31 protein-coding genes are annotated in these 23526 nt (G+C 60.3%); 6 read left to right on the forward strand and 25 right to left on the reverse strand.

What is annotated here, in order from left to right; translation table 11 throughout:
* The first annotated feature begins 4 nt into the window (after positions 1–4).
* The gene (locus U5O12_RS20300; RefSeq protein WP_322580391.1) at positions 5–496 is read left to right on the forward strand and encodes a GNAT family N-acetyltransferase; all 492 of its coding nucleotides are present in this window, start codon (positions 5–7) and stop codon (positions 494–496) included.
* A gap of 21 nt (positions 497–517) precedes the next feature.
* Here the strand turns inward: U5O12_RS20300 and U5O12_RS20305 are convergent, their stop codons facing one another.
* The 21 genes from U5O12_RS20305 to U5O12_RS20405 form a co-directional block, all read right to left on the reverse strand.
* On the reverse strand, positions 518–1024 hold the full coding sequence (locus U5O12_RS20305; RefSeq protein WP_322580392.1) for a peroxiredoxin: 507 nt from the start codon (positions 1022–1024) through the stop codon (positions 518–520).
* Positions 1025–1137: 113 nt separating this feature from the next.
* Positions 1138–1407, reverse strand: a complete 270-nt coding sequence (gene rpsQ, locus U5O12_RS20310; protein ID WP_105261715.1) for a 30S ribosomal protein S17 — start codon at positions 1405–1407, stop codon at positions 1138–1140.
* Positions 1408–1417: 10 nt separating this feature from the next.
* Entirely contained in the window at positions 1418–1627 is a 210-nt protein-coding gene (gene rpmC / locus U5O12_RS20315) for a 50S ribosomal protein L29 (protein ID WP_322580393.1), read from the reverse strand.
* 16 nt (positions 1628–1643) lie between these two features.
* Positions 1644–2060 (reverse strand): 50S ribosomal protein L16, encoded by a 417-nt coding sequence (gene rplP / locus U5O12_RS20320; RefSeq protein ID WP_029708121.1) that lies wholly within the window; start codon positions 2058–2060, stop codon positions 1644–1646.
* A 2-nt stretch (positions 2061–2062) separates the two neighbouring features.
* Positions 2063–2959 (reverse strand): 30S ribosomal protein S3, encoded by an 897-nt coding sequence (gene rpsC, locus U5O12_RS20325; RefSeq protein WP_296468088.1) that lies wholly within the window; start codon positions 2957–2959, stop codon positions 2063–2065.
* 16 nt (positions 2960–2975) lie between these two features.
* Positions 2976–3305, reverse strand: coding sequence for a 50S ribosomal protein L22 (rplV, locus tag U5O12_RS20330; RefSeq protein WP_075585605.1), 330 nt, complete (start codon positions 3303–3305; stop codon positions 2976–2978).
* Positions 3306–3315: 10 nt separating this feature from the next.
* Positions 3316–3594, reverse strand: a complete 279-nt coding sequence (rpsS, locus tag U5O12_RS20335) for a 30S ribosomal protein S19 (RefSeq protein WP_094476242.1) — start codon at positions 3592–3594, stop codon at positions 3316–3318.
* A gap of 11 nt (positions 3595–3605) precedes the next feature.
* Positions 3606–4430, reverse strand: coding sequence for a 50S ribosomal protein L2 (rplB, locus tag U5O12_RS20340; RefSeq protein ID WP_087495490.1), 825 nt, complete (start codon positions 4428–4430; stop codon positions 3606–3608).
* A gap of 2 nt (positions 4431–4432) precedes the next feature.
* Complete coding sequence (rplW, locus tag U5O12_RS20345) at positions 4433–4756, reverse strand: 50S ribosomal protein L23 (RefSeq protein WP_322580489.1); 324 nt, start codon at positions 4754–4756, stop codon at positions 4433–4435.
* Between the two features lie 8 nt (positions 4757–4764).
* Complete coding sequence (gene rplD, locus U5O12_RS20350; RefSeq protein ID WP_094476239.1) at positions 4765–5385, reverse strand: 50S ribosomal protein L4; 621 nt, start codon at positions 5383–5385, stop codon at positions 4765–4767.
* A complete protein-coding gene (gene rplC, locus U5O12_RS20355; RefSeq protein WP_322580490.1) occupies positions 5385–6059 on the reverse strand; it encodes a 50S ribosomal protein L3 in 675 nt (224 codons plus the stop codon). Before rplC ends, rplD begins: the two co-directional genes overlap by 1 nt.
* Positions 6060–6258: 199 nt before the next feature.
* Positions 6259–6573, reverse strand: coding sequence for a 30S ribosomal protein S10 (gene rpsJ / locus U5O12_RS20360; RefSeq protein WP_068674876.1), 315 nt, complete (start codon positions 6571–6573; stop codon positions 6259–6261).
* A gap of 23 nt (positions 6574–6596) precedes the next feature.
* Positions 6597–7787 (reverse strand): elongation factor Tu, encoded by a 1191-nt coding sequence (gene tuf, locus U5O12_RS20365; protein ID WP_296510516.1) that lies wholly within the window; start codon positions 7785–7787, stop codon positions 6597–6599.
* A 111-nt stretch (positions 7788–7898) separates the two neighbouring features.
* Positions 7899–10001 carry an elongation factor G gene (gene fusA, locus U5O12_RS20370; protein WP_322580394.1) on the reverse strand — a complete coding sequence of 701 codons (2103 nt, stop codon included), beginning with the start codon at positions 9999–10001 and terminating at the stop codon, positions 7899–7901.
* Between the two features lie 146 nt (positions 10002–10147).
* Positions 10148–10621: a 30S ribosomal protein S7 gene (rpsG, locus tag U5O12_RS20375; RefSeq protein ID WP_105261723.1), complete on the reverse strand. Its 474-nt coding sequence runs from the start codon at positions 10619–10621 to the stop codon at positions 10148–10150.
* A 177-nt stretch (positions 10622–10798) separates the two neighbouring features.
* Positions 10799–11176: a 30S ribosomal protein S12 gene (gene rpsL / locus U5O12_RS20380; RefSeq protein ID WP_011466063.1), complete on the reverse strand. Its 378-nt coding sequence runs from the start codon at positions 11174–11176 to the stop codon at positions 10799–10801.
* 116 nt (positions 11177–11292) lie between these two features.
* Positions 11293–12477: a D-alanyl-D-alanine carboxypeptidase family protein gene (locus tag U5O12_RS20385; protein ID WP_322580395.1), complete on the reverse strand. Its 1185-nt coding sequence runs from the start codon at positions 12475–12477 to the stop codon at positions 11293–11295.
* Between the two features lie 25 nt (positions 12478–12502).
* Complete coding sequence (locus U5O12_RS20390) at positions 12503–13132, reverse strand: alpha/beta hydrolase (RefSeq protein ID WP_322580396.1); 630 nt, start codon at positions 13130–13132, stop codon at positions 12503–12505.
* 69 nt (positions 13133–13201) lie between these two features.
* A complete protein-coding gene (locus U5O12_RS20395; protein ID WP_322580397.1) occupies positions 13202–13552 on the reverse strand; it encodes a (2Fe-2S) ferredoxin domain-containing protein in 351 nt (116 codons plus the stop codon).
* Positions 13553–13561: 9 nt separating this feature from the next.
* Positions 13562–14656: a VanZ family protein gene (locus tag U5O12_RS20400; protein ID WP_322580398.1), complete on the reverse strand. Its 1095-nt coding sequence runs from the start codon at positions 14654–14656 to the stop codon at positions 13562–13564.
* Positions 14657–14673: 17 nt separating this feature from the next.
* Positions 14674–15102 (reverse strand): CopD family protein, encoded by a 429-nt coding sequence (locus tag U5O12_RS20405; protein ID WP_322580399.1) that lies wholly within the window; start codon positions 15100–15102, stop codon positions 14674–14676.
* A 475-nt stretch (positions 15103–15577) separates the two neighbouring features.
* On the opposite strand from U5O12_RS20405, the gene hemB reads away from it, so the two are divergent.
* From hemB to U5O12_RS20420, 3 genes are all read left to right on the forward strand, one after another.
* The gene (hemB, locus tag U5O12_RS20410) at positions 15578–16591 is read left to right on the forward strand and encodes a porphobilinogen synthase (protein ID WP_322580400.1); all 1014 of its coding nucleotides are present in this window, start codon (positions 15578–15580) and stop codon (positions 16589–16591) included.
* A gap of 75 nt (positions 16592–16666) precedes the next feature.
* Positions 16667–17788 carry a magnesium transporter CorA family protein gene (locus tag U5O12_RS20415; RefSeq protein WP_322580401.1) on the forward strand — a complete coding sequence of 374 codons (1122 nt, stop codon included), beginning with the start codon at positions 16667–16669 and terminating at the stop codon, positions 17786–17788.
* A 57-nt stretch (positions 17789–17845) separates the two neighbouring features.
* Entirely contained in the window at positions 17846–18589 is a 744-nt protein-coding gene (locus U5O12_RS20420; protein ID WP_322580402.1) for an ABC transporter substrate-binding protein, read from the forward strand.
* A 12-nt stretch (positions 18590–18601) separates the two neighbouring features.
* Here the strand turns inward: U5O12_RS20420 and U5O12_RS20425 are convergent, their stop codons facing one another.
* From U5O12_RS20425 to U5O12_RS20435, 3 genes are read right to left on the reverse strand one after another with little or no spacing between them, the layout of a single operon-like run.
* Complete coding sequence (locus tag U5O12_RS20425) at positions 18602–19291, reverse strand: dienelactone hydrolase family protein (protein ID WP_322580403.1); 690 nt, start codon at positions 19289–19291, stop codon at positions 18602–18604.
* Positions 19288–20265: a Bug family tripartite tricarboxylate transporter substrate binding protein gene (locus U5O12_RS20430; RefSeq protein ID WP_416221540.1), complete on the reverse strand. Its 978-nt coding sequence runs from the start codon at positions 20263–20265 to the stop codon at positions 19288–19290. The genes U5O12_RS20425 and U5O12_RS20430 overlap by 4 nt, the downstream gene beginning before the upstream one ends.
* A 37-nt stretch (positions 20266–20302) precedes the next feature.
* A complete protein-coding gene (locus U5O12_RS20435; RefSeq protein WP_322580405.1) occupies positions 20303–21049 on the reverse strand; it encodes an MgtC/SapB family protein in 747 nt (248 codons plus the stop codon).
* A 42-nt stretch (positions 21050–21091) separates the two neighbouring features.
* Here U5O12_RS20435 and U5O12_RS20440 point away from each other — a divergent pair, with 42 nt between their 5' ends.
* Positions 21092–21838, forward strand: coding sequence for an SDR family oxidoreductase (locus tag U5O12_RS20440; protein WP_322580406.1), 747 nt, complete (start codon positions 21092–21094; stop codon positions 21836–21838).
* A gap of 13 nt (positions 21839–21851) precedes the next feature.
* Here U5O12_RS20440 and U5O12_RS20445 read toward each other — a convergent pair whose 3' ends face one another.
* The gene (locus tag U5O12_RS20445; RefSeq protein ID WP_416221533.1) at positions 21852–22766 is read right to left on the reverse strand and encodes an amidohydrolase family protein; all 915 of its coding nucleotides are present in this window, start codon (positions 22764–22766) and stop codon (positions 21852–21854) included.
* Between the two features lie 123 nt (positions 22767–22889).
* Here U5O12_RS20445 and U5O12_RS20450 point away from each other — a divergent pair, with 123 nt between their 5' ends.
* Entirely contained in the window at positions 22890–23522 is a 633-nt protein-coding gene (locus U5O12_RS20450) for a MarC family protein (protein WP_094477036.1), read from the forward strand.
* Positions 23523–23526 lie beyond the last annotated feature (4 nt).

Below are 23526 nucleotides of genomic sequence, written 5' to 3' on the forward strand. Positions count from 1 at the left end.
CGCCATGCCATCGGTCGCCCAGCTTGCGCTTCATACGCCCGCTACTGCGGAAGCACTGGAGGCCACACGACAACTATTCCAAGAATATGCAGATCAGCTAGGCGTTGATTTGTGCTTTCAGAACTTTGCCGAAGAGCTGCGGTGTTTGCCCGGTGAGTACGCAGCCCCGCGTGGGGCTTTGCTGGTTGCAAGTGTGAATGACATGTTTGCAGGTTGCTGTGCTTTGCGACCGCTGGATGCCGCAGACTACCCCAATGCCGCAGAAATGAAACGCCTGTATGTACGGCCTGCCCATCGTGGCTTTGGCTTGGGACGGCTGCTGGTGGAAGGGGTTCTGGATGCAGCACGGCAAAGCGGTTACGACTGCGTGCTGCTTGACACCTTGGACGACATGGAGGCAGCGAGAGCCCTCTACGAGGAGTTGGGCTTCGAAGAAGTGCCGCCCTATTACTACAACCCTATCGCTGGTGCGCACTACCTCAAAGTGCAACTTTGAGGTAGCCTTGGCTGCAACAAATTAGGCTTGTGCCTGTGCCAGCAAGGTGCTGGCGTCGCTGACTTCAAACTTCCCAGGGCCTTCCACGTTCAATGCCGTGACCTTGCCGTCCTTGACCAACATGGAGTAACGGTTGCTGCGCAGGCCCATGCCCTTGCTGGTCAGGTCCAGTGTCAGACCGGTGGCTTGGGCAAATGCTGCGCTACCGTCGGCCAGCATACGCACCTTGCCAGCCGTCTTCTGGTCACGCGCCCAGGCACCCATGACGAATGCGTCGTTGACGCTGACGCACCAGATTTCATCCACACCCGCGGCCTGAAAGGCGGCAGCTTGCTCAACATAACCGGGCACGTGCTTGGCAGAGCAGGTGGGCGTAAAAGCACCGGGCAGCGCAAACAGCGCAATGGTCTTGCCCGCCGTCGCTTTGCTGACGTCCACGGGGTTGGGGCCAATGCTGCAACCCTCGCCCTCCACTTCCGAATACTCCATCAGGGTGGCCGATGGCAGGGTGTCTCCGACTTGAATCATGTGTGCTCCTAGGGGGTGGGAGTGGGCTACAAACCAGATGTAGCACCACCAATGAAAACGGCCCACATTGTGGGCCGTTTTGAAGTCGCTTGCAGTGAACAAAGCCGATAGGCTTAGACTGCAGCAGCCTTTTCTACCAAGCGGGTTGCAACCCAGTTTTTGGTTTTGGAGATAGGCTTGCTTTCGGTGATTTCGATGACATCACCCAACTTGTACTCGCCCTTTTCGTCATGGGCGTGGTACTTGCTGGTTTTTGCCACGATCTTGCCGTAGAGCTCATGCTTCACGCGACGTTCGATCAGTACTGTCACTGTCTTCGAACGCTTGTCGCTGACCACCTTGCCAATCAAGGTGCGCTTGAGGGATTTTTTAGCTTCCGTCATTTATCGCTCCTTATTTGGCGGATTTTTCAGCGCTTTGCTTCTCGACAAGAATAGTCTTGGCGCGAGCAATATCACGGCGCGCGGTGCGCAGCGTAGCGGTGTTGTTGAGTTGTTGTGTAGCCTTTTGCATACGCAGGCCAAAGTGGGCTTTTTGCAGCGCTTTGACTTCCGAAGTCAGTCCGGCAACGTCTTTGGTCCGCAGTTCAGCAGCTTTCGTCATTTCGAGTTCTCCTGAATTACTGGCCAATCATGCGCGCCACGAAAGTGGTACGCAGAGGCAGTTTGGCCGCAGCCAAACGGAATGCCTCGCGTGCCAACTCTTCAGGCACACCGACGATTTCAAACACGATCTTGCCGGGCTGGATTTCAGCCACGTAGTACTCGGGGTTACCTTTGCCGTTACCCATACGCACTTCAGCAGGCTTTTGGGAAATTGGCTTGTCAGGGAACACGCGAATCCAGATACGGCCGCCACGCTTCACGTGACGGGAGATTGCACGACGTGCAGCCTCGATCTGGCGAGCCGTCAGACGGCCGCGGTCAGTACATTTCAGACCGAAGTCACCGAACGCAACCGAGCTTCCGCGGGTTGCGATGCCGGTGTTACGGCCCTTTTGCTCTTTGCGGTATTTCCGGCGAGCGGGTTGCAACATGATTATTCTCCTTTACCGTCAGCTGCTGCAGCTGGCGCGGCGACTTTACGAACGCGCTTAACGGCTGGTTTGTTTGCATCAGCACCCAGTGCTTCTGCGGGCTTGTCGCTGCCATCGGCAGGCGCTGCATTGCCACCCACGGGGCGACGGGCGCCACGGGGGGCAGCGCGATCAGCACCAGGACGGGCACCACCGCGGTCATCGCGACGGGGACCACGTGGGCGACGCTCTTCTTCAGCGCGAGGCTCCACAGCAGCGGGCAAATCGTTACGGCCCAAGGTATCACCCTTGTAGACCCAGACCTTCACACCGATGATGCCGTAGGTGGTCTTGGCTTCGGAAGTTCCGTAGTCAATGTCAGCGCGCAGGGTGTGCAATGGCACACGGCCTTCACGGTACCACTCGGTACGGGCAATTTCGATGCCGTTCAGACGACCTGACGACATGATCTTGATGCCCAGAGCGCCCAAACGCATAGCGTTTTGCATGGCGCGCTTCATGGCACGGCGGAACATGATGCGTTTTTCGAGCTGCTGGGTAATGCTGTCAGCGATCAGCTTCGCATCGATTTCAGGCTTGCGCACTTCTTCGATGTTCACTGCCACTGGCACGCCCAATTGCTTGCCCAGATCGCGCTTGAGGTTTTCGATGTCTTCGCCCTTCTTGCCGATCACCACGCCCGGACGTGCCGAGAAAATGGTGATGCGTGCGTTCTTGGCAGGACGCTCGATGAGAATGCGCGACACCGAAGCGTTCTTCAGTTTGGCCTTCAGGTACTCACGCACCTTGATGTCTTCGGCCAGCATGCCCGCGAAGTCGCGGTTGCTAGCGTACCAACGAGAAGACCAATTACGGCTGATCGCCAAGCGAAAGCCGGTTGGGTGGATTTTTTGTCCCATATCTTCCTGGCCTCTTTCAGTTACCAACCGTCACGTACACATGGCACGTGGGCTTGCGGATTTGATTGCCACGGCCTTTGGCGCGTGCGGTGAAGCGACGCAGCGAAGCACCTTGCTCGACGTAGATGGTTTTCACCTTCAGTTCGTCGATATCGGCGCCGTCATTGTGTTCAGCGTTGGCAATAGCGGACTCCAGAACCTTCTTGATGATCACAGCAGCTTTTTTCTGTGTGAATTGCAAGATGTTCAGAGCTTGGTCAACTTTTTTGCCACGGATCAGGTCCGCGACCAGACGACCTTTGTCTACCGACAAACGGACGCCACGAAGGGTTGCACGAGTTTCCATGGTCACCTCCTTATTTCTTTTGGACTTTTTTGTCCGCAGGGTGACCCTTGAAAGTACGGGTCAGAGCGAACTCACCCAACTTGTGGCCAACCATTTGATCGGTGATATAGACAGGAACGTGCTGTTTGCCGTTGTGTACAGCAATGGTCAAGCCGATGAAATCGGGCAGGATCATGGAGCGACGCGACCAAGTCTTAATCGGCTTTTTGTCCTTGGTAGCAACAGCCTTTTCAGTCTTGGCTACCAAGTGGTGGTCCACAAATGGACCTTTTTTGAGAGAACGAGTCATTTACCTACCCCTTACTTCTTGCGACGCGACACGATCATGACCTGCGTGCGCTTGTTGTTACGGGTACGGTAGCCCTTGGTCAGATTACCCCAAGGATCGACTGCGTGACGGCCTTCACCGGTCTTGCCTTCACCACCGCCATGGGGGTGATCAACAGGGTTCATCACCACGCCGCGAACGGTCGGGCGAATACCCATCCAGCGCTTCACGCCAGCCTTGCCCAATTGGCGCAGGCTGTGTTCTTCGTTGGCGACTTGGCCAATGGTGGCACGGCAATCAATGTGGATCTTGCGAACTTCACCGGAACGCACACGCACTTGGGCGTAGGTACCTTCACGGGCCAGCAGCGTAGCGGAAGTACCAGCAGAGCGGATGATCTGCGCGCCCTTGCCCACTTGCAACTCTACGCAATGGATGATGGAACCCACTGGAATGTTGCGGATAGGCAATGTATTGCCTACGCGGATAGGAGCTTCAGAACCATTCTGGATGGTTGCGCCAACTTCCAAACCACGGGGGGCAATGATGTACTTGCGTTCGCCGTCGGCATAGCACACCAGAGCGATGTGCGCAGAACGGTTGGGATCGTACTCAATGCGTTCCACCTTGGCGGGAATGCCATCCTTGTTGCGCACGAAGTCGACAACACGGTAGTGGTGCTTGTGTCCACCGCCCTTGTGACGGGTGGTGATGTGGCCGTTGTTGTTACGGCCGGCTTGCTGGAATTGTGGCTCCAACAATGCAGCGTGAGGGGCACCCTTGTACAGGTGGTCACGCGAAATCTTCACCACGCCACGACGGCCCGGGGAAGTAGGTTTCATTTTAATGACAGCCATGATTACGCGGCCTCCCCACCAAGGTTCAGCTCTTGACCAGGCTTGAGCATCACATAGGCCTTGCGAACGTTGTCGCGACGACCTGTGGATTTGCCAAAGCGCTTGGTCTTGCCTTTTGTGTTCAACACAGAAACACCTTGCACCTCAACCTTAAACATCAATTCCACAGCGGCCTTGATTTCAGGCTTGGTAGCGTCCTGCAATACCTTGAACGTCACAGCATTGGATTTTTCAGCCACCAAGGTTGCCTTCTCAGACACGATGGGAGCAACCAGAACCTGCATCAAGCGACCTTCGTCGTACTTGACTTTAGACGTGTTGTTCATACGGGCGCTCATGCGAACATCTCCTTGAGTTTGTCCATGGCGGCCTTGGTCACCAACACCTTGCGGTAGTGCACCAACGACAGGGGATCAGCGTAACGGGGCTCAACAACCAAGATATTCACCAGGTTGCGCGATGCCAAGTACAGGTTCTCATCCACTTCGTCAGCAATCACCAGCACGGATTCAAGGTTCATAGCCTTGAATTTGGCTGCCAAAGGCTTGGTCTTGGGAGAGTCCACCTTTAGGGAGTCGACCACTGCCAAGCGGCCTTCGCGGGCCAGCTGAGACAGGATGGAAGCCATACCTGCACGGTACATCTTCTTGTTGATTTTCTGACCGAAGTTTTCGTCGGGCATGTTCGGGAAAATGCGGCCGCCTCCGCGCCACAGTGGCGAGGAAGTCATACCGGCACGGGCGCGGCCCGTTCCCTTTTGCTTGAACGGCTTCTTGGTCGAGTGTTTGACCTGCTCGCGATCCTTCTGGGCGCGTGTGCCTTGGCGGGCATTGGCCTGGAACGCTACCACCACTTGGTGGACGAGGTCTTCGTTGTATTCACGACCGAACACGGTTTCAGGGGCGTCGTATTTCGACGTCGCTTGGCCTTGGTCATTCAGGAGTTCGAGCTGCATTAGTTCGCTCCTTTCGCTGCTTTAGCTTTGACTGCAGGGCGGACTGTCACAAAACCACCTGCCGAGCCAGGAATAGCTCCTTTGATCAGCAACAGCTGACGCGCTTCGTCGATGCGAATCACGTCGAGGTTTTGCGTAGTTTTGGTGACATCACCCAAATGACCCGTCATGCGCTTACCGGGAAACACACGACCGGGGTCTTGTGCCATACCGATGGAGCCCGGGACATTGTGCGAGCGGCTGTTACCGTGCGATGCACGCTGCGAGCTCATGTTGTGGCGCTTGATGGTACCGGCGTAGCCTTTACCAATGGAGGTGCCCTGCACATCCACTTTTTGACCCACAACAAACACATCAGCAACAGGCACAGTCGCACCAGCTGCGTACTTTGCAGCAACGTCAGCAGTAATGCGGAATTCCTGGATGATTTCACCGGCTTCCACACCTGCCTTGGCAAGGTGGCCGGCAACTGGCTTGGTCACACGCGAAGCTTTGCGCGCACCGAACGTCACCTGCAAGGCAACGTAGCCATCGTTCTCTTGGGTTTTGACCTGCGTCACGCGGTTGTTCGACACATCCACCACCGTCACGGGAACAGCGTCCCCGTCTTCGGTAAATAGGCGCATCATGCCAACCTTGCGACCCAGCAACCCTAAGTGATTGCTAAGACTCATTGTTTTCTCCGTAACTTCCACCAGTGCAACTGCAATTGGCTACACCGTTTTTGTGTGGAAGACTGTTAATAAAACTCCACCTGAGCACAACAGCGCGTCAAGCAGAGCCGGCGAGTATAGCGCGAGCACGCAATTTACGCAAGCCCCCGCCATTCTCACCAGTCAGGTGCCCCGAATTTGCATCCGGGGCCTCTATCTCTTACTGCAGCTTGATTTCGACATCCACGCCAGCAGGCAGATCGAGCTTCATCAGAGCATCAACGGTTTTGTCCGTTGGGTCGACAATGTCCATCAAACGCTGGTGCGTACGGATTTCAAACTGGTCGCGACTGGCCTTGTTCACGTGCGGCGAACGCAGGATGTCAAAACGCTTCATGCGGGTTGGCAAAGGAACTGGGCCTTTGACAATCGCACCGGTGCGCTTGGCAGTGTCGACGATTTCAGCAGCCGATTGGTCGATCAGCTTGTAGTCAAACGCCTTCAGGCGAATACGGATTTTTTGCTTGGCAGCCATCGTAATTCCTTAGGTTTTGCGAATTACGCGATGATTTTCGCAACCACGCCAGCGCCCACGGTACGGCCACCTTCGCGGATAGCGAAGCGCAGGCCTTCTTCCATGGCGATGGGGTTGATCAGCTTCACAGTGATCGACACGTTGTCACCAGGCATCACCATTTCTTTGCCTTCTGGCAACTCGATCGCACCGGTCACGTCCGTTGTACGGAAGTAGAACTGGGGGCGGTAGTTGTTGAAGAAAGGCGTGTGACGACCACCTTCGTCTTTGGACAGAACGTAGATTTCGCCAGTGAAGTGGGTGTGGGGCTTGATGGAGCCGGGCTTGCACAGCACTTGGCCGCGCTGCACGTCTTCACGCTTGGTGCCGCGCAGCAAGATGCCGACGTTGTCACCAGCTTGACCTTGGTCCAGCAGCTTGCGGAACATTTCCACGCCAGTGCAGGTGGTCTTTTGGGTGTCAGCAATACCGACGATTTCGATTTCTTCGCCGACCTTGACGATACCGCGCTCCACACGGCCAGTCACCACAGTGCCGCGGCCAGAGATGGAGAACACGTCTTCCACGGGCATCAAGAATGCACCGTCCACTGCGCGCTCGGGCAGGGGGATGTAGCTGTCCAGTGCGTCGGCCAGCTTCATGATGGCGCCTTCGCCCAGGTCACCCTTGTCGCCTTCCATGGCGAGCTTGGCGGAACCGTGGATGATGGGGGTGTCGTCACCAGGGAAGTCGTACTTGGAGAGGAGCTCGCGCACTTCCATTTCGACCAGCTCCAGCAATTCAGCGTCGTCCACCATGTCGCACTTGTTCAGGAACACGATGATGTAGGGCACGCCCACCTGACGAGCCAACAGGATGTGCTCGCGGGTTTGGGGCATGGGGCCGTCAGCAGCGGAGCAGACCAAGATGGCGCCGTCCATTTGGGCAGCGCCAGTGATCATGTTCTTCACATAGTCAGCGTGTCCAGGGCAATCCACGTGGGCGTAGTGGCGGTTGGCCGTTTCGTATTCCACGTGGGCGGTGTTGATGGTAATGCCGCGTGCTTTTTCTTCAGGTGCAGCGTCGATCTGGTCGTACGCTTTGGCAGAGCCGCCGAACTTGGCTGCCAACACGGTGGTGATGGCGGCTGTCAAGGTGGTCTTGCCGTGGTCCACGTGGCCAATGGTGCCTACGTTGACGTGCGGCTTGGTACGTGTGAATTTTTCTTTACCCATTTTTCAATTCTCCAAAAGAGCTATACCCGTGTGTTGGTTTTATGTCTGCACAGTGTTGCTGATTCGCTCCGCACGGGCACAGAGCGGCACACTGTCGCAGACAAATACAAATTACTTCGCGCGCGCAGCCATGATGGCTTCAGACACATTGCGCGGAGCTTCCGCGTAGTGCTTGAATTCCATCGTGTAGGTAGCACGACCTTGCGACATCGAGCGCAGGGTGGTGGAGTAGCCGAACATTTCGGACAGAGGCACTTCAGCCTTGATGGCCTTGCCGCCACCGACCATGTCGTCCATGCCCTGAACCATACCGCGGCGGCTGGACAGATCGCCCATCACGTTACCGGCGTAGTCTTCGGGTGTTTCCACTTCCACAGCCATCATGGGCTCCAAAATCACGGGGTTGGCCTTGCGGCAACCTTCCTTGAAACCGAAGATGGCAGCCATCTTGAACGCGTTTTCGTTCGAGTCCACATCGTGGTAAGAACCGAAAGTCAGCGTGACCTTCACGTCCACCACGGGGTAGCCAGCCAACACGCCTTGGTTCAGGGCTTCGATCACACCCTTTTCCACGGCGGGGATGTATTCGCGAGGAACCACACCGCCCTTGATGGCGTCGACGAACTCAAAGCCCTTGCCGGCTTCGTTAGGCTCGACAGTCAGCACTACGTGGCCATACTGACCCTTACCGCCGGACTGGCGAACGAACTTGCCTTCGACGTCCGTCACCTGCTTGCGAATGGTTTCGCGGTAGGCAACCTGGGGCTTGCCCACGTTGGCTTCCACGCCGAATTCGCGCTTCATGCGGTCGACAATAATTTCCAAGTGCAGCTCGCCCTGGCCGCCAATGATGGTTTGGCCGGACTCTTCGTCGGTTTGCACGCGGAAAGAAGGATCTTCAGCAGCCAGACGGTTCAGGGCAATACCCATTTTTTCCTGGTCGGCCTTAGTCTTGGGCTCAACGGCTTGGCGAATCACGGAATCGGGGAACACCATGCGCTCCAGCGTGATCACAGCAGAGGGATCGCACAGGGTTTCGCCCGTAGTCACGTCTTTCAGACCCACGCAAGCAGCAATGTCGCCCGCGCGAATTTCATCAACTTCTTCGCGGTTGTTGGCGTGCATTTGAACGATACGACCGATACGCTCTTTCTTGCCGCGCACCGCGTTGTAAACGGTGTCGCCCTTCTTCAGAACGCCAGAGTACACGCGCACAAAAGTCAGCTGGCCCACGAACGGGTCAGTCATCAGCTTGAATGCCAAGGCAGCGAACTTTTCGTTGTCATCGGCCTTGCGGGTAATTTCCTTTTCCTCTTCGTCAAAGCCCTTGATGGCTTTCACGTCTAGAGGAGAGGGCATCAGTTCGATCACGGCGTCCAGCATGCGCTGCACACCCTTGTTCTTGAACGCAGTGCCGCACAGCATGGGCTGGATTTCGCCAGCAATGGTACGTGCGCGCAGACCAGCAGTGATTTCTTCTTCGCTCAGCTCACCCTCTTCGAGGTACTTGTTCATCAGCTCTTCAGAGGCTTCAGCAGCAGCTTCGACCATCTTTTCGCGCCACTCGTTGGCGGTTGCCACGAGGTCAGCGGGAATGTCTTCGAAGGTGAACTTCATACCCTGGGAAGCTTCGTCCCAAATGATGGCCTTCATCTTGCGCAGGTCCACCACGCCGGTGAAGTTTTCTTCAGCGCCGATAGGGATCACGATAGGCACAGGACTGGCCTTCAGGCGCAGCTTCATCTGGTCCACAACTTTGAAGAAGTTGGCACCGGTACGGTCCATCTTGTTCACAAAGGCCAGACGGGGCACCTTGTACTTGTTAGCCTGACGCCACACGGTTTCAGACTGAGGCTGCACGCCACCCACAGCGCAGTACACCATGCAAGCGCCATCCAGCACGCGCATGGAACGCTCTACTTCAATCGTGAAGTCCACGTGTCCGGGGGTGTCAATGATGTTGATGCGGTGTTCGGGGAAAGACGTGTCCATGCCCTTCCAGAAGCATGTTGTAGCAGCGGAGGTAATGGTGATACCGCGCTCTTGCTCTTGCTCCATCCAGTCCATGGTGGCAGCACCATCGTGCACTTCGCCGATTTTGTGGTTCACGCCGGTATAGAAAAGAATACGCTCGGTCGTGGTGGTTTTGCCGGCGTCAATGTGCGCAGAAATACCGATGTTGCGGTAGCGCTCAATGGGGGTAGTGCGAGCCATGATGGATCCTTGGTTGATCAAATTCTGTAAACCGCCAGCTGCACAGCGCAGCATGGCGTGCGGCCTTCAAAGTGTGGATAACCCGCATGACAGCGCTATTGCGCTGCGGGAGCCACCCCACCACTTGAAAGCCGCGGGGTCCGCTCTTAGAAGCGGAAGTGGGAGAAGGCCTTGTTGGCTTCTGCCATGCGGTGGACTTCGTCACGCTTTTTCATGGCGCCGCCACGGCCTTCGGTGGCTTCCAACATTTCGTTGGCCAAGCGCTGAGCCATGGATTTTTCTCCACGCTTGCGGGCAGCTTCCTTGATCCAGCGCATGGACAGAGCCAAACGACGAACAGGGCGCACTTCAACAGGCACCTGGTAGTTGGCACCACCCACGCGGCGGGATTTCACTTCCACCATGGGCTTGACGTTGTTGATAGCAACGGTGAAAGCTTCCACCGGGTCTTTATCAGGGTGCTTCTTGGCGATCAGCTCGAGAGCACCATAAATGATGCGCTCGGCTACAGCCTTCTTGCCGCCTTCCATGATCACGTTCATGAATTTGGACAGCTCTACATTGCCGAACTTAGGATCCGGCAGAATTTCACGTTTAGGGACTTCGCGACGACGTGGCATTTTTTCACCTCTTTGCTTCAGTTGGCACCTTTACAGGTACCGCGAGAGTTAATCAATAAGACTCTCACTTACTCGACCCAAACAGCGGGTCACTTCGTTCATCTACTGCGCCACGCAGCAAACAAACACCTCTTATTTTTCGGAACCAAAGCTTTGCAGCCGTGGACCCAGGTCAAATTATTTGGCCTTTGGCTTCTTCGCACCGTACTTGGAACGAGACTGCTTGCGGTCTTTCACGCCTTGCAAGTCCAGCGAACCGCGGACGATGTGGTAACGCACACCGGGCAAATCTTTGACACGACCGCCGCGAACCAGCACAACGCTGTGTTCTTGCAGGTTGTGGCCTTCGCCGCCGATGTAGGAAATCACCTCAAAACCGTTGGTCAAGCGCACTTTGGCAACTTTACGCAGAGCGGAGTTAGGTTTTTTAGGCGTTGTGGTGTACACACGGGTGCACACACCGCGACGCTGCGGAGAGTTCTGCATCGCAGGGCTCTTCGACTTGATGGTCTCGACCTCACGGCCTTGACGCACGAGTTGGTTAATGGTTGGCATTGAAAAACGTCCCTAAACGTTTGAAACTAAATGAAAACGTGAATCCCTTCGGAATTTCCGAAAAGCCTTCTAATGTATCAGATCAAGGATTTACGCGCAATACAGGTGCGCAAACCTCAGCGAATCCACAGACGGATACCGTCCCACGCCCGGCCCAGAATACCGGCCTGATCCACCCGATTGAGTGCGAACAGTGGCACTTCGGCCACCGTTTGCTCGCCTGCGAGCACCCGCAAAGTCGCTAACTGCTGACCCGCAGCGACTGGCGCCACCACGGGCTCGTTACGCACCACTTCGGTTTTCAGGCGGCTGGCGGTCCCGGCAGGCACCGCAACGATCAACGCCTGGGGTTTACCTACCTTCACTTCAGAAACGCTGCCTTTCCAGACTTTGGGAGTCACAACCGCCTGGTTGGCATCAAACAACTTGACCGCCTCAAACGCCGCGTAGCCCCAGTTGAGGAGCTTTTGGGATTCGTTGGCGCGGGCATTTTCGCTGTCAGCCCCCAACACAATCGACAACAGGCGGCGGCTGCCAGACACGGCGGCCGAACCGGCGGGGGCACCAGCTGAGACCAAATGGGGGAAATCGCGCTTGGCGGTGGCGACCAGGCAGTAGCCCGCAGCGTCGGTGTGGCCGGTTTTCAGGCCGTCCACGGATGGATCGCGGAACAACAAGAGGTTGCGGTTGCTGTCGTTGGCCGCAGGGGTGCCAGGGTAGCGGTACTTCTTAATGGCATAAAAATGCACGTACTCTGGAAAGTCCGACATCAGGCGGCTGGCCAAAATGCTCAGGTCACGCGCTGTGGTGGTATGACCCGTTTCGGTCAGGCCTTCAGGATTCTTGAAACCCGAATTTTTCATGCCCAGCACTTTGGCCTGCTCGTTCATCATTTGGACAAAGCGCTCAACGGTGCCGCCAACGCCCTCGGCCAACGCCATGGTGGCATCGTTGCCGCTTTGCACAATCATGCCTTTGATCAAGTCTTCCACCGGCACCTGCATCTTGGGGTCAATAAACATGCGAGAACCCGGCATCTTCCAGGCGCGCTCACTCACCGGCAGGGCCTGCTTGAAGTCGATTTTTTTGCTGCGCAAGGCATCAAACACCAAATAGGCCGTCATCAGCTTGGTCAAGGAGGCCGGTTCGACCGGCATGTCCATGTCCTTGGAGGCCAGGATCTGGTTGGCGGTCACATCCACCAGCATATAGGCGCGGGCCGCAATTTCAGGGGGCTGGGGCACTTGGGCGGAAACGGCCAAGCACACAGAGGCCAACAAGGCCGCAATGAAAGATTTCATGGGAGGTAGAAAAAGGAGGAAAAACTCACACGGCGCGCAAATGGCGCGCGACCAGACTGCGCAGAAGCGGCAATTGTCCATGAAAGAAGTGACCGCCTCCGGGCACCACCGTCACGGGCAGGGTTTGGGGACGCGCCCAGGCCATGGCATCGGCCAGGGGCACGGTGTCGTCGGCCTCGCCGTGCAGCACCAGCGTACGCTCGTGCAGTTCAGGGGCAATGGGGGCTACAGCGAAGCGACTGGCGGCAGTTCCGACCAGCACCACTGCCGCAGGGTCGCGGGCGGCCAAGGTAGCAACGGCATGGCTGGTAACAAAAGCGCCAAAAGAGAAGCCCGCCAGTGCCAGCGCGCCGTCCGGCGCACTGTGGGCCACCACGGCCAGCAGGTCTTGCAGCTCGCCACGCCCTTCATCGTAGACACCCTCACTGGCGCCCACGCCCCGGAAATTGAAGCGAACCGCGCGCCAGCCCGACAGCACGAAGGCCCGTGCCAGGGTTTGCACCACCTTGTTCTCCATGGTGCCGCCAAACAGCGGGTGCGGGTGGGCAATCACGGCGGTGCCGCGTGGCACCCCCTCCTCCGGCGGCACGTCGAGCAACGCCTCCAGCCCCCCTGTGGGCCCGGGCAGGGTGAATTTTTGGGTCGAGGCGTTCATTCAGTCACTATCAAAACAATAGCTGTTTGCGCAATATCTACGGGGGCCAGAGGCCAATTTGGCTTGAAATTAACGTCCCAAATGGGCCGGTGTCAGCAAGCGCTCAACCACCTTGCCGTTTTTGAGGTGGGACTCAACAATCTCGTCAATGTCCTGCACATCGACAAAGCTGTACCACACCGCTTCGGGGTACACCACCGCCACCGGACCTGCGGCGCAGCGGTCCAAGCACCCCGCCTTGTTGACCCGCACCTTGCCTGGGCCGGCTAATCCCGCCGCCTTGACCTGCTGCTTGCAGCGGTCAAACGCCGCCTGGGCCTGAAATTGTGCGCAGCAGGCTTCGCCGTTGGTGCGTTCGTTCAGGCAAAAGAAGATGTGTCGCTCGTAATACGAGCTCTGAGGGGTGTTGGCGTCGGTCATGCGGGGATTTTAGGTTTCCTCGCTGCGCCGCCCCAGTTGCGCCAACAAATACACCAGGGCACCGTACGGCCAGAGCCAGCCCAGCCACTGCGCCAGCCCATGGAAACGGATAAAACGCCCCTGCTCCCAATGTTGCAAGGTCTGGGCGAAATACGGGCTTTCGGGTGCCTGGTTCAGCACGCTGATGTACAGCCCCAAAGCCACCAGGGCCAATGCTGCGCCGCCGCGCCAGGGCATAAAAGCGAGCCCCACCGCCAGCAGCACCCCCACCAACAGCCCCCACTGGGCCGGTAAATCGAGCCATGCCCAGGCGTGCACCGGCCCCCAGCTCATGGCGGCCGACAGCGCCGTCACCGCCACCGCCAGCAGCACCAGCCCCCCCACCAACACCAGCCGCCGCCACAGCGGGCGAACTATGCAAAACCCCAGCAGGCAAGGAATTAACAACCCCAGCGCCACACACAACATTTCGGTGCCTGGTGCCAGCGCCGTGAGCTCAGTGTCCCGCGCGGGCAACCAGTGCAGATAGGGCGTGTCGCTCAGCCAGTCGGCCAGCGCCAGCTCCACACGCTCCAGCACCTGGCCCAGCCCCAGCGGCACCGGCGCAGGAAAGAGCAGCGCCGCAGGCCACAGAGCCAGCAGCACCAAGCCCCCGCGCGAATGCGGCACAAACCAGCGCGCCCGCACCTTACTCCACCGATCAATCGCGCCCCAGCGCTCCAGCAGCAAGGCGCCACAGGCTCCGATGGCTGCCCCCAGCGCGTTGAGCAAAAAATCCTCACGGGACGGAATGCGGGCAGGCAGGTAGCTTTGCAACGCCTCCATCACCAGCGACAGCAGGGTGGCCACCAGCACTGCCCCGGCGACCGGGTAATGGCTGCGCCGGGTGCGCAAGGCCCCCAGGGCCAACAGCGCGCCCAGGGGCACGTAGCCCACCACATTCACACCAACATCAAATCCGGTCCAGTAGCGGGCCATCGGCGCGAACATAAACTCCCAGGGCGCAATGCCCTGGTCACGCCAGTCCACAAAGGGGTAGCAGCTCGCATACACCACCAAGCCGGCATACAGCCAAGCCAGGGGCCATGCGGCAGATTTGTGCATGCTGTGTACTTGGGTCGTCAGAAAGGTTTGACGACCACCAGCAACACAGCGGCCGTGAGCATCAGCACCGGAATTTCGTTGAACCAGCGGAACCAGACGTGGCTGCGCTGCAGCGTGCCAGCCTCCAGTTTGCGCAGCAGCACGCCGCAGCCATGGTGGTAACCCACGACCAAGAGGACAACCAGCAGTTTGGCGTGCATCCAGCCGTTGCCGGGCCCGCGGCCTATGCCATACCCCAGCCAAAGCCACGTGCCCAAGCCGATGGCGGGAACCGCCAAGATGGTGGTAAAGCGCAGAAGTTTGCGCGCCATCAGCAGCAGGCGCGCCCGCTCGGCCTCGGACCCCGGCGGCACCAGGGCCAGGTTCACAAAGATACGGGGAAGGTAGAACAGACCAGCAAACCAGCTGGCGATGAAGACGATGTGGAAGGCTTTGACCCAGAGCATGGGGAAAGTGTAGTCGTTGGTGCTGCCATTTGCTGGCGCCCGCAGCAGAGGCGGTGTGAGTGCCTCCGCTCGTGTACCCCCTACTGCTCCGGGACTTGCACACCACGACAGCAATACCCCGGGTGCGGGATGGCTGGGCGTTTTGCGTAGGTAAAGGAGGAGGCCGCAGGCCGGGGGACACGGAGCAAAACGCCCGGCCATCCCGCACCAGCGCCAGACGAACCAACCAAAGTACAGGCAAAAAAAACCCCAGCACGTGGGCTGGGGTGGTAAGCCTATTTGCTGTCACACATCAAGGCCCCGCTCAGGGAGGAAAAGCGGGGGATAGCAAGCTATCCGGGGTGGAATTTAGCAATGTTGCGGCCGTGTGACAAGCATTTTTTTGTAAATCCCTCTCTAGTCGCTGTGGTATTGCTCCACCGCCCCGTCGGGCCAGCACCAGGGCGACCTCCGGGAATCAGGCACAATTTTCCCCATGACCACCTACGCCCCCTTCCCCGCCGGCCGGCCGCGCCGCCTGCGCCGCGACAGCTTCACCCGCAACCTGGTGCGCGAAAACACGCTGACCGCCCACGACCTGATTTACCCGGTGTTCGTGGTGGACGGCAAACAGCAGCGTGTGCCGATTGCCTCCATGCCCGGCGTGGAGCGCTTGAGTCTGGATTTGCTGCTGCCCGTGGCAGAAGAATGCGTGAAACTAGGCATTCCGGTGATGGCGCTGTTCCCGGTGGTGGACCAATCGCTCAAAACGTATGACGGCGCCGAGGCGCTGAACCCCGACGGCCTGGTGCCACGCGTAGTGCGGGCGCTGAAGAAGGAATTCCCCGACCTGGGCGTGATGACCGACGTGGCGCTGGACCCCTTCACCACCCATGGCCAGGACGGCCTGCCCGACACCCGGCCCGAGGAAAACGGCTACATCCTGAACGAAGAGACCGTGGCCCAGCTGGTGCAGCAGGCGCTGACCCAGGCCCGCGCCGGTGTGGCCATTGTGGCGCCCAGCGACATGATGGACGGGCGCATTGGCGCCATCCGTGCGGCACTGGAAGCCGAAAAGCTGGTGCACACCCGCATCATGGCCTACAGCGCCAAGTACGCCAGCGCCTTCTATGGCCCCTTCCGGGACGCGGTGGGTTCGGCCGGCAACCTGGGCAAGGGCAACAAAAAGGTCTACCAGATGGACCCCGGCAACAGCGACGAAGCCCTGCGTGAAGTGGCGATGGACATTGCCGAAGGCGCGGACATGGTGATGGTCAAGCCCGGCATGCCCTACCTGGACGTGGTGCGCCGCGTGAAGGATGAATTCAAGGTACCGACCTTCGCCTACCAGGTGAGCGGCGAATACGCCATGCTCAAGGCCGCCGCGCAAAACGGCTGGCTGGACCATGACGCGGTGATGCTGGAGAGCCTGCTGGCCTTCAAGCGCGCGGGGGCGGACGGGGTGTTGACCTATTTTGCGATCGACGCAGCCAAGGCCTTGCGCGAATAACGCTATAAAAACAGGAGCTGCTCGCGCATATTTAACGGGCGCCAGGGGCACTTTTTATCTATAAATTCGACATCCATGCGCATCTTCCACATCCAAACCAACAGCGTGACCGAGAGCCCGGACTTGGCCGCGCTCTCGGCCCAGGGTCTGCCCCCAGAGAGTTATGTGTGGATTGCTTGCGCTCGGCGCGAATTTGAGGTGTCGCAATTGGAGGTGCAAGCCACGCTACAGGCCCTGTGCGGCGTACAGCTGGTGGACCTGCACATCTCCGACTTGATCAACAACCAGTTGCCCTCGCACTACGACTACACCTCGCAGTACGACGTGCTGGTGTTCCGCCGCCTGGCCGCAGGCAACCGCCCGACCGACCTGGAACACCCCGGCCAGCCGCTGAATATGGCACCCAAGCGCGGCGGCCCTCCCATCCTGCGGCGCATTGACACCAGCCCCGTGGGGTTTGCCGTGTTTGACCGCGTGCTGCTCACCGTGCACCCGACCGACTGCGCTGTGCGTGACGCCTATGCCGCCAAGCTGCTGCAGGCCGCCAGCCACGAGTCGCGTGCGGCCGGCGCGCGCCTGCCCACCAGCCCGGCCGACCTGATGCTGCGCATCGTCAACCACATGGTGGACGGCTACCTGGCCTTGCGCAAAGAGCTGACCCAGCAGCTGGACCACTGGCAAACCGAGCTGCTGAGCCCGCGTACGCGCTTCAGCAACTGGGGCTCGCTCTTGGACGCGCGCATGGCGCTGCACCAGCTCGACGACGTGTGTGAGGAGCAGCGCTCCAGCGTGCAAGACTGGATCGAGGCCATCAAGACCTGGCCCGAACCCGCGAGCCCCGCCGACGCGCGGGAGCGCGAGCTTCTGCAGGTGCGCAGCCGCGACGTGCTGGAACATATCGAACGGGTGGTGCACCATGTGCGCCGCTTGGAGCAAAGCGTGGAAACTGCGGTGCAGATGCATTTCAGCGTGCAGGGCAGCCGCACCAACGACATCATGCGCACGCTCACGGTGCTCACCGCCATTTTTCTGCCACTGAACCTGATTGCCGGCATTTTTGGCATGAACTTCGACTTCATCCCGCTGCTGCACCAGCAAAGCGGCTTCTGGTTGGCCCTGGCCAGCATGGGGCTGACGGCGTTGGTGCTGGCAGTGTTCTTTTGGCGCAAGCGTTACCTGGCGCGCTCCGAACGCTAAACGGGCCCAGGGCGTGACACGCGACGCTACACTGGTTGCGTTGTTCAGAAAAACACCATGGCTTTTCCGCTGCGCTCCCTGCTCACCCTGATGCTGCTGGCACTCGCCCTGCAGGTCAACGCCGACACCCTGCCCCCCTACCAAATCGTCAGTGGCAACCTGCCGCCGTTCACGGCCGAGTCAGGCCCCGAGGCCCCCGGGGCCCTGGGCACCTTGGTACGTGAGATGGCGCAGCGCCTGGGGGAGCCACCGCCCATCCAGTTCTACCCCTGGACCCGGGCCTTGAACCTGGTGAGCACCCAGCCACGCACGCTGGTGCTGCCCCTGACTCGCACCCCCGAGCGAGAGGCCCACTACCGCTGGCTGGTCAAGCTGTACCGCCAGCAGTTTGTCTTCATCGCCTTGCGCAGCGCTTCGGTCCCGGTGGACACCGTAGACCGGCTGCGCGACTTGCGTATCGCCGTGTTGCGTGGTTCGCCCAATGAAGGACAGCTGATCAGCCGCCATTTCAAGCACATCGTGCCCGCCAACTCGGTGCTCGACATGGCCCGTATGCTGGAGCGTGGCATGGCCGATGCCATCTACGGCGGTGACGCCATCAACCTCGCCGTGCTGGCTGACTATGGCATTGCCAGCAGCCAGCTACGGCTGAGCAAACCACTGGAATATGGCGAAATTTGGCTGGGTGGATCGCTGGATATCCCGGAGTCCGAGGCCCTGCTATGGCAAAACGCCATGAAGCAACTGGTGCGGGATGGAGTGGTGCGCCGCACTCTGGCCCGCTACGGATTGCCGCAATAACGACCCTGTCGACTAGCCCTGCAGGTGCTGCGCGAAAAACGCCAGCGTGCGTTCACGCGCCAGCGCGGCCGCGTCGGTGTCAAATGCCGCCCGGTGATCGCAGTTGAAGCCATGCTGGGCCTGGTAGATCTCCACCTGGACCCCGGCATGCGCGGCCTGAAAGGCCTGGACACCTTCCAGCGGAATCGCGTGGTCCTGGTCGCCAAAATGGGCCAGCACCGGGCAGCGCGGTTGGCGTGCGATTTCGGTCGGTGTGGTCATGCCCCCGCCGTAGTAGGGCACCGCTGCGCGGATGCCCGTGAGCAGGCTGGCGGCACGCCAGGTTAGCAAGCCACCCCAGCAGTAGCCCACCACGCCCACAGGCCCCGCCTCGGCCGCCATGTTCACGGCAGCCTGCACATCCTGCAGCACACCGGGCGCGGGCAAGCCCTCGACCGCCGCCTTGAGCCGGACCCCGGCGGCCACGTCCTCGGGCGTATAGCCCAGCTCCACGCCGGGCTGCACCCGGTGGAAGGTGGACGGGGCAATGGCCAGGTAGCCGTCGGCGGCATAGCCATCGGCAACGGCACGGATGTGGGCGTTGATGCCGAAGATCTCCTGCAACACCACGATGCCCCCGCGCGGCGGACCGTCAGGGCGGGCGACATAGGCGGGGAAGACGAAGCCATCGGCGGCGGTCAGGTTCACGCTAGCGCCCGTCATTGCGCCACAAACCCGCTGTCCTTGATCAACTTGGCCCACACCTTGGTGTACGCCTGCTCGCGCTTGGCCAGCGTTGCCTGGTCCATGAAGCCAACTGTCAGGCCCATGGCAGTCAGGCGTTCTTTGACATCGGGCTGGGTCAATACCTTGGCCAGGGCATCAGAGAACTTGTCGATGCTCGCTTTGGGCGTGCCGGCCGGGGCAAAGATGCCGTAGTACGGCAGGTCCTCAAAACCCACCAGTCCCAACTCGGCAAAAGTGGGCACATCGGGCAAGATGGCTTGGCGCGCGCCACCCAATACCGCCACCACACGGATCTTGCCGGCTTTGTGGTTTTCAATGAAGTCGGGCACCGAGCCCGTGCCAGCGGCGATCTGGTTGCCCAGCATGTCGGCCATCATGGGCGCGCTGCCGCGGTAGGGCGCGGACTGCAGATCCAGCCCATACTTTTGGCCAATCACCTTGACCAGGAACTCTGGCGTAGAGGCCGGCGCAGGCACCCCCACCGTCCCCTTGCCCGCACCTTGCGCCTTGACCCAGGCCACGTACTCGTTGACCGACTTGGCGGGTGTGCCGCCCGACACGGCCAGTGCGTTCACAAAGGTAGCAAACCCGGCTACCGGCACAAAATCCTTGACCGGGTCATACCCCGGGTTCTTCACCACCTGGGGCAGGATGGAGATGGTGTGGTCGTGCGAGAGGAACAGGGTCAGGCCATCGGGCGCGGCGGCCTTCAGGGCCTGCGCCGCCAGCTGGCCACCGGCACCGGCCTTGTTGTCCACCACCACCGGCATGCCCAGCTGGTCTTTGAGCTTGTCGGCCAGCGTGCGGGCAATCGCGTCGGTGCCGCCGCCGGGCGGGAACCCCACCATCAGCCGCACCGGGCCACTTTGGGCCTGCACCACACCCACCGCCAGCATGGCCGCCAGCACCCCCACACGGCGCAACGAACGCGCCCAGCTACCCATCGACATCTCCATACAGACTCCTCAAAAAAGTAACACCTAACAATCAGTTGCGCGCGTAGGCCACATGGAAGCGCTGCACCCCGGGGAACTGGCCCATTTCTGATGCCAGCTCGGAAATCGGAGCCATCTTTTTGCGGCTACGCGCCACGGCCACAAAGTTCCAGGTGAAGGCGTCCTCGTCCATCGAAATCACGATGGTGCCACCGGCAATGTCGTAGCCCCGCTCATGCGCCATGGCGCGCAAGGCAGCCTCCACCGGCCGGTAGCCGGGGTCAAACGTGAGGCGGATGGCCACCGCCTGCCGCGATGGCAGCCAGCTCTCCAGCTTGGACACCCAGACCATGCAAAACGCGCTGAGCAACGCCAGCGACATGGCCGCCGCATACAGGCCCACGCCGACCAAAATGCCAATCACCGACGAAGCCCAGAGCGACGCCGCCGTGGTCAGCCCGCTGATGTTGAAACCCTCTTTCATGATCACGCCAGCGCACAGAAAGCCGATGCCGGTCAGGATGCCCTGCATCACCCGCGATAAATCGCCATTGCTGAAGAGCGTGGTGCTCATGCCGCCGTACCAGAAGTGGGAGTAACCGCCCATGACGGCAAGCGCCGCTGACGCCATACACACCAGCCCATACGTACGCATGCCCGCCGCACGCCCGTGGTACGAACGCTCGTAGCCCACCATAAGCCCCAGCACCAGCGCCCCCAGCAGGTGCAAAAGCACAAACACATTGGCCTCCACCATGGGAGCAGACCAATAGGCTGCGAAGGTTTGGCTGTTGAGCATGGCAAGAACATACCGCAAAACCCGCCGCGCTACCATGCTGCCATGCAAGCTATCGCACTCGTGACCGGCGCATCCCGTGGCATTGGCGCAGCCACCTCCCTCTCCTTGGCGCAGGCCGGCTATGCCGTGGCCGTGAACTACCGCGACAACTCGCTGGCCGCTGACGAGGTGGTGCGCCAGATCCGCGCCCAAGGTGGCAATGCCATCGCGGTGAAAGCGGACGTGGCCGTGGAGGCCGAGGTGTTGGCCATGTTTGCCAAGGTCGACGCCAAGCTGGGGCCCCTTACGGCGCTGGTGAACAACGCCGGTGTGGTGGACGTGGCCAGCAAGGTAGAGGCCATGTCGGTGGCGCGCATGCAACGCATGCTCAACACCAACGTGCTGGGCAGCATGGTCTGCGCGCGCGAAGCGGTGCGGCGCATGAGCACCCGCCATGGTGGCAGCGGTGGCGCCATCGTCAATGTCTCCAGCGTGGCGGCCACACTGGGCTCACCGGGCCAGTATGTGGACTACGCAGCCAGCAAGGGCGCCATCGACAGCTTCACCGTGGGCCTGGCGCGCGAGGTGGCGGATGAGGGCGTGCGCGTCAACGCCGTGCGCCCGGGCATCATTGCCACCGAGATCCACGCCAGCGGCGGCCAGCCCGACCGCGCCCAGCGCTTGGCCCCGCAAGTGCCGATGCAACGGCCCGGCACTGCGCAAGAGGTTGCCAATGCCATCGTCTGGCTGCTGAGCGATGCGGCCAGCTACACCACGGGTGCCATTCTGGACGTGGGCGGCGGGCGCTAAGCCTTGATGCGGCTCAGGGCTGCAGAGGCAGGCCGAACATGCGTGCGCCGTTCTCCCAGGCCACCTTGCGGGCGACCACCGGTGGCAAGTCCCCCAGCCAGCTGCGGTACTCCTGCATCTGGGCTTCGTAGTACTGCCAGCGGGGGTTGATCCAGGTGTCCGAGCCCAGCAAAAACCGGTCGGGATATTCCAGCACCAGCGCGCGCCATTCCGGGCACAACACCGTGGCACCCTGTGCACCGGCGCAGGTGAGGCCCGGGCGGTAGGACAGCTCCCCCATCAGCGCCGGGTAGCGGGCCAGCAAGCCCCGCACACGTTCGACCGATGCACCGCCGATGCCGGTGTGCGCCCAGATGAGGCGCGTGGTTTTCCCCGCGGAGGGCGTGGCCGCCATCAGCAAATCAATGGCAGCGTCGTCCACATGCGCCAGCACCACCAGACCACGCTGGTCGGCCAGCGCCATGAGTTGCTGTGCCACTTTGCCGCGCGCATTGGCACTGTCGTAGAGGTGGAACTCGCCAATGCCGCGGTAGGGGCCCGCCGCCGTGCCACGCGCCAGCTCGGCTTGCACCATCTCGTAGATCGTGGGGTCCTGGAACCAGCTTCCATAGTCGTCGCGGTTGCGGTACAGGCGCACCAGCGGCACCACGGCCACGCCAGCGGCCTGGGTCTGCGCACCGGCTTCGGTGAGCGCGCGCGTGCCGTCGTTGGGGCGAGAGTTGGCCAGCACGGCACGCACCCCGCTGCGCTGCATGCGACCCAGCACATCAGGAATCGGATGCGGCTGCTGCGCCTCCACGTTGTAGTGCATATGGGCGTCGAACAGCGGACCGGTGTAGTCAGCCGCCTGGGCCTGTTCACAGAGGCCAACCAGCAGGCACACGACGACGAGGCGTGCGCGCCAGAAGGTACGCGGGGGTGTCTGCATGGGGGTCTCCGGCCAAAAAAGATGTTTATCGGTACGCAGCGGGTTTGTAGCGTGTTTTCCCATTCCTTGCAGCACACAGGTGCAGTACCATGCCGCCACCCTTGCTTCCCCAGGACACGCCGTATGGACCTCAAACCGCTGGTGACCTTGCTGGCCATCGTGAACCCGCTCGCCATCGTGCCCTTTTTCATCCATTACACCCAGGGCTTCGATATGGCCCAGCGGCGCCACACCGTGTGGGTGTCGTCGTTCAGCGCCTTTGTGGTGATTGCCATCAGTGCCGTGGCGGGCCTGCACATCCTGGAATTTTTTGGCATCTCGCTGGCCAGCTTTCAGGTCGGTGGCGGCATGCTGCTGCTGACCAGTGCACTCAATATGCTCAACGCGCAGCCAGCCGAAGCCAAGACCAACACCCACGAGCTGGAAGATGGCGCCGAGAAGGCCGCGATGGGTGCCAGCATTGCCGTGGTGCCGCTGACCATCCCCTTGCTCACCGGCCCGGCCACCATGTCCACCGTGGTGATTTATGCCGACAAGGCCAAAACCTTCTGGGCCCTTAGCACCTTGGTGGGCTACGGTGTGGTGGTTGCGCTGGCCACGGCCTTGTGCTTCTCGCTGGCCGAACCGATTGCCCGTTTTCTGGGCAAAACCGGCATCAATGTGATGACCCGGCTCATGGGTCTGATCCTCGCCGCGCTGGCGGTGGAGGTGATGACCGACGGGCTGACCAAGCTGTTCCCGGCGCTGGCCGGCTAAGGCG

It is taken from the genome of Rhodoferax sp. (genome assembly GCF_034519335.1).
In the GTDB taxonomy this organism is placed as follows: domain Bacteria; phylum Pseudomonadota; class Gammaproteobacteria; order Burkholderiales; family Burkholderiaceae_C; genus Allorhodoferax.